The organism is Bacillus bruguierae, from assembly GCF_037104725.1.
GTDB lineage: Bacteria > Bacillota > Bacilli > Bacillales > Bacillaceae_G > Bacillus_A > Bacillus_A bruguierae.
This window is the reverse complement of the sequence record NZ_JBAWSX010000002.1, coordinates 281,656-295,703: the sequence shown is the minus strand read 5'-3', so window position 1 is coordinate 295,703 and position 14,048 is coordinate 281,656. Positions and strand designations below refer to the sequence as shown.

15 protein-coding genes are annotated in these 14,048 nt (G+C 37.6%); all 15 read right to left on the bottom strand.

Translation table 11 applies throughout. The annotated features are described in order from the left end of the window. Positions 1-3: 3 nt before the first annotated feature. The 15 genes from dnaD to WAZ07_RS05580 all read right to left on the bottom strand — a co-directional run bounded on the left by dnaD (position 4) and on the right by WAZ07_RS05580 (position 13,983). The gene (gene dnaD, locus WAZ07_RS05650) at positions 4-711 is read right to left on the bottom strand and encodes a DNA replication protein DnaD (RefSeq protein ID WP_336471656.1); all 708 of its coding nucleotides are present in this window, start codon (positions 709-711) and stop codon (positions 4-6) included. A gap of 157 nt (positions 712-868) precedes the next feature. Continuing rightward, positions 869-2,056, bottom strand: coding sequence for a pyridoxal phosphate-dependent aminotransferase (locus WAZ07_RS05645; RefSeq protein ID WP_336471655.1), 1,188 nt, complete (start codon positions 2,054-2,056; stop codon positions 869-871). Positions 2,057-2,074: 18 nt separating this feature from the next. Next, entirely contained in the window at positions 2,075-2,551 is a 477-nt protein-coding gene (locus tag WAZ07_RS05640; RefSeq protein ID WP_336471811.1) for a cell wall elongation regulator TseB-like domain-containing protein, read from the bottom strand. 7 nt (positions 2,552-2,558) lie between these two features. Further along, positions 2,559-2,729, bottom strand: a complete 171-nt coding sequence (locus tag WAZ07_RS05635; RefSeq protein WP_081904925.1) for a YpmA family protein — start codon at positions 2,727-2,729, stop codon at positions 2,559-2,561. Positions 2,730-3,001: 272 nt separating this feature from the next. Continuing rightward, positions 3,002-5,791 carry an ATP-dependent DNA helicase DinG gene (dinG, locus tag WAZ07_RS05630; RefSeq protein WP_336471654.1) on the bottom strand — a complete coding sequence of 930 codons (2,790 nt, stop codon included), beginning with the start codon at positions 5,789-5,791 and terminating at the stop codon, positions 3,002-3,004. A gap of 158 nt (positions 5,792-5,949) precedes the next feature. Continuing rightward, positions 5,950-6,333 (bottom strand): aspartate 1-decarboxylase, encoded by a 384-nt coding sequence (gene panD, locus WAZ07_RS05625; protein ID WP_090912506.1) that lies wholly within the window; start codon positions 6,331-6,333, stop codon positions 5,950-5,952. A gap of 12 nt (positions 6,334-6,345) precedes the next feature. Next, entirely contained in the window at positions 6,346-7,194 is an 849-nt protein-coding gene (gene panC / locus WAZ07_RS05620) for a pantoate--beta-alanine ligase (protein ID WP_336471653.1), read from the bottom strand. Beyond that, entirely contained in the window at positions 7,194-8,030 is an 837-nt protein-coding gene (gene panB, locus WAZ07_RS05615) for a 3-methyl-2-oxobutanoate hydroxymethyltransferase (RefSeq protein WP_336471652.1), read from the bottom strand. The genes panC and panB overlap by 1 nt, the downstream gene beginning before the upstream one ends. A 399-nt stretch (positions 8,031-8,429) precedes the next feature. Next, a complete protein-coding gene (locus WAZ07_RS05610) occupies positions 8,430-9,410 on the bottom strand; it encodes a biotin--[acetyl-CoA-carboxylase] ligase (protein WP_336471651.1) in 981 nt (326 codons plus the stop codon). After that, a complete protein-coding gene (locus tag WAZ07_RS05605; RefSeq protein ID WP_336471650.1) occupies positions 9,395-10,588 on the bottom strand; it encodes a CCA tRNA nucleotidyltransferase in 1,194 nt (397 codons plus the stop codon). The genes WAZ07_RS05610 and WAZ07_RS05605 overlap by 16 nt, the downstream gene beginning before the upstream one ends. Then, positions 10,575-11,720: an N-acetyl-alpha-D-glucosaminyl L-malate synthase BshA gene (bshA, locus tag WAZ07_RS05600; RefSeq protein ID WP_336471649.1), complete on the bottom strand. Its 1,146-nt coding sequence runs from the start codon at positions 11,718-11,720 to the stop codon at positions 10,575-10,577. Before bshA ends, WAZ07_RS05605 begins: the two co-directional genes overlap by 14 nt. Beyond that, positions 11,717-12,421, bottom strand: coding sequence for a bacillithiol biosynthesis deacetylase BshB1 (bshB1, locus tag WAZ07_RS05595; RefSeq protein ID WP_336471648.1), 705 nt, complete (start codon positions 12,419-12,421; stop codon positions 11,717-11,719). The genes bshA and bshB1 overlap by 4 nt, the downstream gene beginning before the upstream one ends. Position 12,422: 1 nt before the next feature. Further along, on the bottom strand, positions 12,423-12,827 hold the full coding sequence (gene mgsA / locus WAZ07_RS05590; protein WP_336471647.1) for a methylglyoxal synthase: 405 nt from the start codon (positions 12,825-12,827) through the stop codon (positions 12,423-12,425). A 14-nt stretch (positions 12,828-12,841) separates the two neighbouring features. Next, on the bottom strand, positions 12,842-13,642 hold the full coding sequence (gene dapB, locus WAZ07_RS05585) for a 4-hydroxy-tetrahydrodipicolinate reductase (RefSeq protein ID WP_090912522.1): 801 nt from the start codon (positions 13,640-13,642) through the stop codon (positions 12,842-12,844). Continuing rightward, positions 13,639-13,983: a nucleotide pyrophosphohydrolase gene (locus tag WAZ07_RS05580; protein WP_090912523.1), complete on the bottom strand. Its 345-nt coding sequence runs from the start codon at positions 13,981-13,983 to the stop codon at positions 13,639-13,641. Before WAZ07_RS05580 ends, dapB begins: the two co-directional genes overlap by 4 nt. Positions 13,984-14,048 lie beyond the last annotated feature (65 nt).

Sequence of the window (14,048 nt, the reverse complement as noted above, 5' to 3'; positions counted from 1 at the left end):
CCATTACTGCTCTAGCCAATTATAAAATGGCACTTTTCCAGTATACTTCGTTTCTTGACGTGATGCTTGCTGATTCCGCTGTTGATTTTCTCTAAATTTCCGCCCTTGATTCTGTGCTTGATCCACCGTTTTAATTCCGTTCTTCTTCCATTCAAATAATATACGATCAATATAACGAAAGTTCAATTTTCCGCTCATAACGGCTTCACGAAGGGCAGTTTGAATTAAAAGTGGATCATGATGATCTTGATCTTGCCACATCGCTAACGTCTCACACTCAAATGGAGATAAGGGTCTGCCAAATTCATGCTCAAATACTGTATATAAGTTTATTTGTAATTGTTTTTGTTCTCGCTCTTCCTCTTCAATGTTTTCATTCATTAAAAAATGTAATATTTTTTCCCAAAGAGGCTGTAGTGAGTAACTTTCACAAATCATTTCCGCAGATTTCCGTCCTCCTTCTAACGCTAAAAAACCTTTCTGAATTAACGTTTGAATAATTTCCATACACTTTGTTTGTGTAATGGTCATCCGCTCTGCAATTTCTCCTGGTGTGGGGAAAGAGTTTCCCGATTCTAAAAATGTATGGACATGCAACAGTACCATAAACTCAATTTCATTTAAACCAAGTTTTTTGTAATGCATCATTAATAATTTTGGAATTGCAATACTACCTTGTTCAAACCACTCCAACATGATTTTCTTCTTCACACTTAAACACCTCGCTTTCTAGTATAACACACCTTCTTATATTTCTTTTTGACACAATTCGTCAAAAAAACCTCCCTTTCATATAGGGAGGTATCATTTGAACTGCCTACTCTTATCAAGTAAACAGTTGGCAAAAATTGAAATGAAAGAACTACACTTAGCCTTTCATTTTGTTATTCATAAATGTATGGATACGTTCTAATGCTTTCTCCAATTGTTCAAGTGAAGTTGCATATGATAAACGAACATTGTTCGGTGCTCCGAATCCTGTTCCTGGAACGAGAGCAACTTTTTCTTCTTCTAACAATGCTTTTGCCCATTCATCAACTGTCTCATAACCAGCTAATGCGACTGCTTCTTTTACATTTGGGAACAAATAGAACGCTCCTTGTGGTTTAATACAAGAGAACCCAGGAATTTGAATCAACTTATCATACACGATATTTAATCGCTCTTCAAATGCTCTGCGCATCATTTCTACAGGTTGTTGATCTCCAGCATAAGCAGCAATCGTTCCGTACTGCGCAATTGAAGTAGGGTTTGACGTACTGTGACTTGCTAAGTTCGTCATTGCCTTAATGAGTTCTTTATTACCTGCTGCATAGCCAATGCGCCATCCTGTCATCGAATGCGATTTTGATACACCGTTAATAATCAGCGTCTGTTCTTGTAATTCGTTAGAAAGCTGAGCAATTGATGTATACTCTGCCTCGCCATAAATTAATTTCTCATAAATTTCATCAGAAACGATTAAAATGTCATGTTCTAAGCATACTTTCCCAAGCTGCTGCAACTCTTCTTTACTATAAATCATCCCTGTTGGGTTGCTAGGTGAGTTAATAATTACAGCTTTCGTTTTCTCCGTAATTACTTGACGTAATTGCTCCGGTGTAATTTTGTAATGATTTTCTTCCAAACCATCTACATATATCGGCTCACCACCTGCAAGCTTCACTTGCTCTGGATAGCTTACCCAATACGGAGTTGGAATAATAACTTCATCACCTTCATCAAGTAATACTTGAAACAATGTATATAAAGCGTGTTTTGCACCGTTACAAACAATAATTTGAGATGGTTCATAAGATAAGCCTTGGTCACGCTCGAATTTTTTAATAATTTCTTGTTTTAGCGCAGCTAATCCACCTGTTGGTGTATATTTTGTATAACCTTCTAACATTGCTTTATAAGCAGCATCTATAATATGTGCTGGCGTATTAAAGTCAGGCTCCCCTGCTCCTAAGCCAATCACATCATGTCCTTCCGCTTTTAACGCTTGTGCCTTTGCTGTAATTTCTAACGTTGAAGATGGTGTTAGAGCAGCTACTCGCTTTGCTAATCTCATCCTGAGTTCCCCCTGCACTTATTTTTCAATACTATATCGCTTTAAAAACTTACCATCTTGAAATGCAAGATAATAGTAAGTATAACGATTTTCATCATCAATATATGTAACTTCCCATAATGGAACATTGTTTTCAGCGCCTAATTTTGCTTTGACAAATTGCTTTGGCTTTCGCTCCTTCGCAACAATTTGCAATGCTTCTTTTTCAGAGATACCTTCGCTTGCTTTTCGCACTAGAATATCTCCTTTTTTCTCAGGCACCCAAACGATATATTGTTCTCCTTTTTCATTCACACCTTGTACAACTTCATATGGAGTTTGACCGTTATAATAATCGATTTTTGTCACTTTTGTGAGTTTTGCTTTTTCCTTTGCAATCTCAACTGTTTTCGATTCTTTCGGAATTTTCTTCTCCATAGTCGTATTATAAATGTGCCCCCCGTATAAAACAACTGCAACGATTACAATAAAAATTGCCAAAATCCACTTTTTCATTGTATCACTACGTTCTGTAAATCGTAAATATTGCTGTCTCTTTTTCATTCTCGTCTAATGCTAATCCGAACATGAGATCTTTTTCTTTTAGTGTTCGATTTAAACTATCAACAACCTTATATAAATCCGACGAGTATGTCAGACGCGTCGTTGATAATACTTCAATTTTCTTCTCCATGAAAACTCCTCCGTTACACAAAATTTCTAATTATAGAAGAACGCATTGCGGTTACAATAAGGGTACATTCTTTACAAACCCTGCTTCATCACCCATCTATTATAGCAGGACATGTTCTTCAAAAAAAGGTTTGAAGTAGAAAACCATTGTATTTCTACATCTAATGTAAGAAAAAATAAAAATTCCTCCTACCCACATGTTACGCCTGAAGCAAATTTGCTTCAGGCGTTAACTTTTACTAATCACTTTATCCCATGATGAAAATTTCACTCTTACTCCATTTTTTCGATTAATTCGTCTAATGGTCCTTCATACAATGGAATGCTTGGAATCGACTGAAGAAATCGTCTTCCATAAAAAGATGCAGTAAGACGACGATCTAACACAAACACTGTTCCTGTATCCGCTGTTGTACGAATAAGACGTCCGAACCCCTGTTTAAAACGAAGAATTGCTTGCGGAAGAGCAAGCTGTGTAAATGGATCTTCTCCCTTTTCTTTTAATCGTTCACTTTTCGCTTGCATCATTGGCTGATGCGGTGATGTGAACGGAAGCCGCACAATGACAAGACAACTTAACGCTTCTCCTGGTATGTCAATCCCTTCCCAAAAGCTGCTTGTCCCTAATAAAATGGCCTTTTCAAACTCTTGAAACTTTCTAATCATTCGGCTGCGACTACGGTTATGAACACTTTGTGTTAGTAAAAGAAATTCTTCTAATTCATCTGCCTTCTTCAACACTTCAAATACCTCTTTTAACATTTCATATGATGTAAATAAAACAAGCATTCGGCCATTTGTAGTTTTCGCAATTTTCATAATATGCTTAGAAACTGCTCTTACATACTCTTCTTCACTTACATGTTTAATATGAGGAACATCTGTTGAAACCATTAACTTTACTTTCTCTTCATAATGAAATGGTGATGGAATCGTTACTGTATTTGGTGTAAAGTCCTCTAACCCAAGCTCTGCTTCTATATAATCAAACGTATCATTTACAGTTAAAGTGGCTGAAGTAAAAATAACGCTTCGTTTTCGTGCCAAAAATTGATCAGCAAATAAATCACTAATATGAACTGGCTGTGCGTATAGAATAGTCGAATGAATGGTTCCTTTCGTTTCAGCCTCCATCCATGTCACATGACTCGTTTCTTCTAAAATAAGCGTCCGTAAAGATTGGGTCATTTTAGAAAGCATTTCAGTAAGGTGCACAAACTCTCCCGTAATCATATGCATGTCCCATTCACTTTGCTTTTGCAACATCTCACCTTGTTTTTCCAATAACGTAAGTACTCGCCCTAACTGGTGTACAAAACGGTCTGTTAATTCAACAATACTACGCCAAAGCTTTCCTCTTTCTTTATTCGCATGATAACGATACATAAGCGGTATATTTCCAGTGGCATGTTCCTGCTTTGTTTTTTGAAATATAAACGTACGCAGCATATGAAAGAGCTCATCTGCATCAAATTTTATTTCTTTTAACATATGATTAATCGTTTGAAAAGTAGAGCGTACAGCAATTTGCGATTGTTTCATCATGTCATACACTTTAGTTAACACATTAGGTGTTTCTAACGTACCAAATCGTGATAAAACGAGTTGAAAATACATGCAAGAAAATTGCTCTCCTAACGCCCTACTTGCCGTTTCTTCAAGATGGTGCGCTTCATCAAAAATAATATGTTCACATGAAGCAAGCAATGGTTCTTCACTTACAAAATCCTGAAATAACAAAGTGTGATTTATGACTACAACATCTGCAAACAATGCTTTGTTTTTTGCACGTTGATAAAAACAGCGGCTAAACCACGCACTTTGCATCCTACTTGGACTATGAGCATCACTGCAAATTCGCTCCCACAATAGCTTCCCGCCAGCTGGAATATTCAACTCATCTCGATCTCCTGTTTCTGTATCAAGGAGCCATACTAAAATTTTCGCTTTCGTTAATGCATTATCATAATTGTTTTCAATTTCACCCAATGCATGCTCAAATTTATGTAGACACAAATAATGCTTTCTTCCTTTTAACATTGCTACTTCAAACGGAAACGGAAGTATTGTTTTCAGCAATGGAATTTCCTTTGCTAAAATTTGTTGCTGCAACTGTACAGTTTGTGTGCTTATGACTACTGGCTGTTCTTTTTCTTTCGCATAAAAAATACTAGGAAGTAAATATGCTAATGTTTTTCCCGTACCTGTTCCCGCTTCAATTAACGAAAAACGGGAGTCTCGAAGCGCTTCGTAAACCTCATTTATCATAATTTGCTGCCCTTCTCTTTTTTCAAAAGACGGCATTACTTCCCTCAAACGCTGCATCGTTTCAGTTAGAAAAGAAGAAAAATCAGTAGGAGAATCATCTCCAATTTGCAATGTATAATTACGTTTACCTAAAGCAATATTTCTATAAATGTCATATTGTTTCTCATCATCTGACCCATGTATCATTTTATTCAAAATACATGCAGACATAATATCTCCAATGTTACTTTGAAACATATCACTTAATTCATATAGCGATTGCAACGTAACGAGTGGCAAGCTTTCCATTTTAAAAAGTAATTGTAAAAATATCTCTGCTGTCACCATTGCATCACTATCAGCACGATGGGGCTGATCATGGTCGAAACCATATCTTTTTGCTAAATCACGTAATTTATAACTGTCAGCTGTCGGCAATAAAATATGTGCCAGTTCAACTGTATCAATTTTCGAGCATGTTACTTCTGAGAATCCAGCTTGCCGTAATTCTTCTTTCAAAAAATTCCAATCAAAATGAACGTTATGCGCAACAAAGTACGCACCTTGTAATAGTTCAATAATCATCGGCGCCACATCTCGGAATAACGGAGCTTGTCTCACAAGTGTTTCATCAATCCCCGTCAATTCTGTAATAAATGGTGGAATGTCCCGTTCGGGGTTTACAAAAGAAGAGAAAATTTCAAGAATTTCTCCATCCTCTACAACAACTGCTGCAATTTGAGTAATTCTATCTTTCCCATCTTTCCAGGCATTCCCTGTCGTTTCTAAATCGACTACGACATAACGCTTACTCATCAATGACACCTCAATTTCTTACCTTTGCACAACAAAATTTCTATAGTGTTACTATACCACGTTTTCCCTCATCTTAATGGAAAGATACGAAAAATGAAATGATTTTGCTTTCCCATAAGAAAAGCTATCCCTTTTGCAGAGATAGCTTTTCTTATACATTATAAAATCGTGCCTGCTTTTTCCGCTCCAAGCATTTCCACAATTTGATTATTATCATCTAAAACAGCAATTTTCGGGATATGTGTTAGTACCTTCTCTTCTGAAACTAGTCCGTAACAAATAATAATAACTTTATCTCCTGGTTGAACAAGGCGGGCAGCTGCACCATTTAAACAAATAACACCCGTACCGCGTTCTCCTTTTATAACATATGTTTCTAAACGTGCACCATTATTATTGTTCACAATTTGTACTTTCTCATTTTCCACAATCCCTACTGCATCCATTAAATCTTCATCAATTGTAATACTTCCTACATAATTTAAATTTGCTTCCGTTACTGTAGCACGGTGTAACTTCGCTCTCATCATTGTACGAAACATAGTTGCTCCCCCTTATTGAACCGTAAATGTTATATTATCAATTAGTCGTGCATTTTCAAACTTTACAGCGATTGCAATGATCGTGCGTCCGTTTATTTGCTGGGCCTCAGTTAAATCTGGATACGCATATATATCAGCATAATCGACAACACCATGCGTATTCATTTCAATATATTCTTTAATAAAGTGCGTAATCTTTTCTGGACTACGTTCTCCTTTAGCAATTTGCTCTTTCGCTATACATAAACTTTTATATAAATGCGGTGCTTCTTGGCGTTCCCTTTCTGATAAGTAGACGTTACGAGAACTGCGTGCTAACCCATCTTCTTCCCTTACAATATCAACTGGCACAATTGTAACAGGAATATTATAATCAGCAACAAATCCCTCAATAACTGCTACTTGCTGTGCGTCTTTCATCCCAAAATACGCACGATTTGGCATTGTAATATTGAAAAGTTTCATCAATACCGTTACAACGCCAGCAAAATGACCAGGTCGCTGCTTTCCGCATAAAACATCCGTGCGCTTCATGACTTCAATATTCGTTGTTCGCTGCGTGGGATACATTTCTTTGACACTTGGATAAAATAAATAATCTACTTCTACTTCACGCGCTAAACGCTCATCACGCTCAATATCACGCGGATAACGGTCCAAATCTTCATTCGGTCCAAATTGCAACGGATTTACAAATATACTTAACATGACAATATCATTTTCTTTTTTCGCTTGTCTCAGTAACGTCAAATGCCCTTCATGCAAATATCCCATCGTTGGAACGAATCCAACCTTTTTCCCGCTCGCACGAAGCTCACTTGCGATTTGCTGCATCTCTTGCACTGTTGTAAGAATATTCATTACTGTTTTCCTCCGTATAACGCTAAGCATTCTTCTTCTTTCATCGTAAACGAATGTGCTTTCTCTGGAAATTGTCTCAGCTTCACTTCATGAACATATTGTCCAATTCCTCTTACAATTTCTTCTTGTACAGACGTATATTGCTTCACAAATTTCGGAACACGATTCACACCATACGTAATCAGATCGTGATAGACAAGAACTTGACCATCTGTTTTATTACCAGCGCCAATACCGATAGTCGGAATCAATAGTTGATTTGTTACAAGTTCCGCTAATTGCATCGGTACACACTCTAATACAAGTGCAATTGCTCCTGCCTCTTCACATTTTTTCGCATCTTCAAGTAATTTTTTCGCACTTTCTGCATCTTTCCCCTGCACTTTGTAGCCACCTAGCACACCGACAGATTGCGGAGTTAATCCGAGATGAGCTACAACTGGAATACCTGCATTCGTAAGGAAACGAATGATTGATACAACTTCATCTGCTCCTTCAACTTTTACAGCGTGCGCCCCGCTTTCTTGTACAATGCGGCGTGCGTTATGCATCGTTTCTTGCAGTGAAACATGATAAGACATAAATGGCATATCCGTTACAACAAATGTATTTTTTGCACCGCGGCGCACTGCTTTTGTATGATGAATCATATCATCAACTGTTACTGGAATTGTTGAGTCATAGCCGAGCACAACCATTCCAAGTGAGTCTCCAACTAAAATCATATCAACTTCTGCTTCATCAGCAAACTTTGCTGATGGATAATCATACGCAGTTACCATCGCAATCGGCTCATTTTGTTCTTTCATTTTCAAAAAATCCGTCACAGTTTTCACAAATTTCTCCTCCTGTACCTGGAGAGAGGAGATGGCCGGATGAAAAAACATATAAAAAACCCTTCTGACCATAAAAAGGCAGAAGGGTAGTATCATTCGGCAATATTCATCCCTCTGTCCCAGTCCTATTTTGGATCAAGGCAGAACCACATGTTTATTTTGATTTTCCCACATAGCGGTGCAGTTCCTATTGATACTGCCCATATTCGCCCTTATTATAACAAATAGCAAAACATAATTGCTATACTTTTCTAAAAAAGAAAATCATTTTTTCACATACAATAGCCCTTCGCTTCTTTTTAAGCAAAGGGCTATATATTGATGCTAATTTAATGAACAATGAGACTTCGTTTTTCATAATCACCAAAGAAAAGAAGTGAAAAATAGCTGCTCAACGTTTTACTTTACTTCAATATCAGCGGAATGAATATGATGTATGACCCCGTCTTGATCTTCAAGTATAAGGACACCATCAGCCGTTATCCCTTTTGCAATTCCCATAATTGTATTTGTCATCGTACGCGCTGTAATTTCTTTTCCGATACTCACAGCGTAACTCTCCCAAAGAAGCTTAATAACTGAAAAACCACGTTCTAAATATTCTTTATATAGCTTTTCCATCTGTAAGAAAATTTGCTGCATAAGTTCGGCTCGTACAATCGTTTTTCCGGATTCAATTGCTAAAGAGGTGGCAATGTGCTGGATATCCTCAGCAAAATGCTCTTGCTTTTGATTCACATTAATGCCAATTCCAATAATAACAGCATTAATTTTATCAGGATCTGCTTGCATTTCTGTTAAAATGCCAACAACTTTCTTCCCATTAATTAAAATATCATTCGGCCATTTAATGCCGACGGAAAGATTTGTGCATTTTTCAATTGCCTGCGCTACGCTAACAGCAGCTAACAATGTTAATTGCGGTGCTTGATGAATCGGAACTGTTGGGCGTAAAATAACGCTCATCCAAATTCCTGTCCCTTTTGGTGAATGCCATTTTCTGCTTAATCGGCCACGACCTACCGTTTGCTCCTCTGCAACAACAATCGTTCCTTCAGCCGCTCCTTCATAAGCAAGACGAGCTGCGATTTGCTGTGTAGATGTTACCGACTCTTCAAAGTATACCGTTCTGCCTAAAAACTCTGTTTGTAAACCAAGCTGAATTTCATTTGCCGTTACTTTGTCCGGTTTACTTGCAATGCGATAACCTAGGCGTCGTACAGCCTCTAGCTCATATCCTTCTTCCCTAAGAACCTCCATATGTTTCCATACGGCTGTTCTTGAGCATCCAAGCTTCTCGCTAATCGTTTGTCCCGATAGAAATTCACCATTAGCTTCAGAAAAGATTTGCAATAACTGTTTTCTTATAGCAGATTGCATCTATGCAGCCACTCCTTTATACACTCTTTCTCATTTTTTAATCGTCCATATACGACTTCTTCTTCAATTTTTTGCAGTACATTAGCAACCCACGGTCCTGCCTGTTCCTTTGACCATGATAATAAATCATTCCCGCTGACTTGCAATTGTTGACGATTACAAATTGGTAAATCATCATATACTTTCCCTATATGCTCAACATTCGAATGTAAATATGTATTCATGATTCCTTCATATACGCGCTCTGCCATAACGGCAACATCTTTCCCAGCTTTATATAATAAACATGCATCCCACTCTTGTTTTTCTCGCGCTTTTACATATAATAAAACGGATACAATTTCCTTTATTTTTTTATTCGAAAATTTCCATTGTCGTAAAAAAACAGATGGATGTTCTTCCCTAACGCAATATAGAAAGAACGCCCATGCTTCAATGTCATTTTTAAAAAAGCTCCAATCATGTTCCGCTGCTTTTGAGATGAAGTCCCCGCACATTTGTAAATAAGGTAAGTGCTCATATAATTTTGTTTCTACCAATAACTGAAGCGCTTTTGCACAATGTGTACCGACAAGTAACTTTTCAAATTCAACTGCAATTCTTTCAATTGCGATATGTTCCAGTAAATGTCCGTATTCTATAATGGCTTGTTTCGTTCCTTCTTCTAAGGTAAAACCTAGTGTACTAACAAAGCGAATACCGCGCATCATTCGAAGGGCATCCTCTTGAAAGCGGTCGACTGGGTTTCCAACAGTTGCAATTTCCTTCTTAACAATTGCTTCTTGTCCGCCAAATAAATCAACTATTTCTCCCGTTTCTTTCATCGCAATTGCATTCATTGTAAAATCCCTGCGTTGCAAATCTTCATCCAACGAGCGAACAAATTGTACGCTCGTTGGACGCCGAAAATCTTCATAGTCACCTTCTGTTCGAAACGTTGTTACTTCATATGGAATATCTTCATGTAAAACAATAACCGTCCCGTGTTCAATTCCAACAGGAACGTGCCGCGGAAATAGACGCATTACATCTTCTGGCAAAGCAGATGTCGCAATATCGATATCACCAATTGGTCTACCAATGATAGAATCGCGCACGCTCCCACCTACAAAATATGCTTCAAAGCCGTTCTCTGTTAACGTCTTAATAACTGAAGACGCTTGTTTAAATCGTTTCATGTTTGTCATCCCTTAATATGTCATAATAAATTGCTTCATATTGCGAAACAATCTTTTCTGAGCCAAATTGCTCATACGCCACTTGCATGGAACGCTTGGCCATTTTAGCATGTAATGCATCATCTTGAAGAAGCTGTATTGCTTGCTGCGAGGCGCCTTCTACATCTCCTACTTCACATATGTATCCCGTTTCTCCATGCTGAATGACTTCAGGGATTCCCCCAGTACGTGTACCAATACAAGGGACACCGCACGCCATTGCTTCCAGTAATACGAGTCCAAAACTTTCTTTTTCAGACAACAGCAGCATGAGTTCGCTCATTGCCAGGAGTTCTGCTACATTATCTTGTTTTCCTAGAAATAAGACCCTGTCCTCAATTCCTAAATGCTTCACAAGCTGAACAATCGTACAAAACTCAGGACCATCACCAACAAGTAATAATTTCGCTTTTACTTGTTTTACAATGAGCGCAAATGATTTCACGACATCATGAACACGCTTTACCTTACGAAAGTTCGAAATATGAATTAATACTTTTTCGTCTTCTTGTATACCATATTCTTTTCGTAACTGTGACATATCTCGCTGAAAATACACACGCTCGTCAATAAAATTATAAACTGTTTGAATTTCTTTTTGTGTTCTTATTAAATCATACGTTTCTTCAATAAGTGAATGTGATACAGCCGTCACAACATCAGATTGTTCAATGCCAAAACGAATTAAATTATTGAGAGAAGGATCAGATCCTAATATGGTAATGTCTGTTCCATGCAATGTCGTGACAATTTTAACGTTCTCTCCAATCATTTGCTTCGCCAAATATGCACAAATCGCATGTGGAATTGCGTAATGTACATGCACTATATCTAACTTTTCTCTCTGCGCTACTTCTGCCATTTTACTCGCTAACGCTAAGTCATACGGAGGGTATTGAAAAACAGAATATTGATTCACTGTCACTTCATGAAAATAAATATTCGGATACACTTTATTTAAACGAAATGGCAATCCTGATGTAATAAAATGAATTTCATGTCCGCGCTCCGCTAATAATTTCCCTAATTCCGTTCCAACCACTCCAGAACCGCCAACAGAAGGATAACAAGTAATCCCTATTTTTAATTTCATTTTTCTCCCCCTATTAAATCTTCATCTAATAGAATTGATTTTTTGCTCATAAACCCTTCTGCATACTTCACGCCAACTTCTTTTCCAAACATTTTCTCCCGTGCTACAACTGTCTCTACATATCCTTCCGTCAACGGAGTAATCACACCGTCTAGTCCTTTAGTAAACTGACTTTCATACGCTTCTAGAGCAGCAATCTTATCAGAAATATAAGAACTGATATTAATACAAAAATCCGGTTTATGAAAACCATTAATCATGTAGAAATAGAGTGATTGTATCCGATGCGCAGGAAATTCCGGCATATATTTACGAATTCCTGCTGAAAATATAGCTTCTTCTACAAGTTTTGCACAGTTTGCATGATCTGGATGCCGATCTTCATAAAATGGTACGAAGACAAGCTGCGGTTTATATGTACGGATGATCTTCACAATCTCTTGAATATACTCTTCCTTCATATAAAGACCTCGGTCTGGTATCGCTAAGTTCAAACGTTCCTGTACACCAAGTATGCGAGCTGCTTTCATCGCTTCCTGTTTTCTCAGTTCCACCGTTCCATTGGAAGAAAGATTTGCCTCGGTTAAATCACAAATCCCCACTTTATATCCTTGTTTCGTATATTTTGCAATCGTGCCCGCCATACCGATTTCAACATCATCGGCATGGGCGCCGAAAGCTAAAATATGTAATCCGCTCATGTTATTCCCCTCGTTTTCGTAGCTTTCGATAATCTAAATCACCGCGCTCTAATGCATGCATTAAAAGCTCCGCACTTGCCATATTCGTTGCAAGTGGAATGGAATACACATCACATAAACGAAGAAGTGCATTCACATCAGGTTCATGTGGCTGTGATGTCAACGGATCACGGAAGAAGATCACCATGTCTAAATCGTTTTTTGCAATCATTGCACCAATTTCTTGATCTCCACCAAGCGGACCAGATTGATATCTTGTCACAGACATACCTGTTGCCTCCATAATTCGAAGACCTGTCGTTCCTGTTGCAAACAACATATGTTTCTCTAAAATAGGCTGGTAGGCATACGTAAACGAGACCATATCATTTTTCTTTTTATCATGGGCAATTAAGGCAATCTTCATCTTCACTTTCTCCTTTAGTCAATAATATTTTCTAAACCATATACAAGATGATCTAAGTTCATCACTGTTTCAATAGAAAGTTTTACTCCTGACATAAATGATGCACGGTTAAAGGAATCATGGCGAATTGTTAACATTTGTCCATCTCCGCCAAATAGTACTTCTTGATGCGCAATTAATCCTGGTAAACGTACGCTATGAATATGGATACCATCAACATTTGCACCGCGTGCACCTTCTAGTTGTTCTGTTTCATTTGGATGCCCTTGCTGTTTTGGCTCACGATTTTGACGAATTAAATCCACTGTTTTCACAGCTGTGCCAGACGGAGCATCTAATTTTTGGTCGTGATGTAATTCAATAACCTCAACATCTTGGAAATATTTCGCTGCCATTTGCGAGAATTTCATCATTAAAACAGCTCCAACTGCAAAGTTTGGCGCAATGATCGTACCAACTTGTTTTTCTTTTGCATTTTCTGTTAAATGTTGTAATTCTTCTTCTGTAAAACCTGTTGTTCCGATAACAGAACGAATGCCTCGCTCTACTGCAAGTGTTACATGTTTTTTTCCAATTTCCGGTGTTGTTAAATCTAGTAAAACATCGGCTTCTACTTCATCTAAACAAGTATGTAAATCTGTATAAATTGGAGCATCTATGTTAGGTAATCCAGCAATATCAGAAATTTTCTTTCCACCATGTTTATAATCAACAGCAGCAACTAAATTGAAATGCGGTGTTCTTTCCATAAGAAGTACCGCCTCTTGTCCCATACGTCCTCTTGGCCCTGCAATAATTACTTTAATCTCTTTCATTTCTCTTTCTCTCCCTCTTCTTTACGCGTCCAGCGATCTTTATCACGCGTATTAAACTTTTCCATAACTATATTATGAGCCGTTTCTAAATCAATGTTTAAACTATTTGCCATGCAAATCATCACAAATAACACATCGCCAAGCTCTTCTTCAATTGTACGCTCTTTTTCTGTGCTTTTCTTTGGCTTTTCACCATAATAATGATTAATTTCTCTCGCAAGCTCTCCCATCTCTTCTGTCAAACGAGCTAGCATCGCCAACGGACTAAAGTATCCTTCTTTAAATTGACCAATATATGCATCTACTTCCTTTTGCATATCTTTCATTGTTTTTTGTTCCATGTTATTCACCTCTAATCCTTCCATTATCATGTTAGCCAATTCATAACGATTTGACAAATGTTATC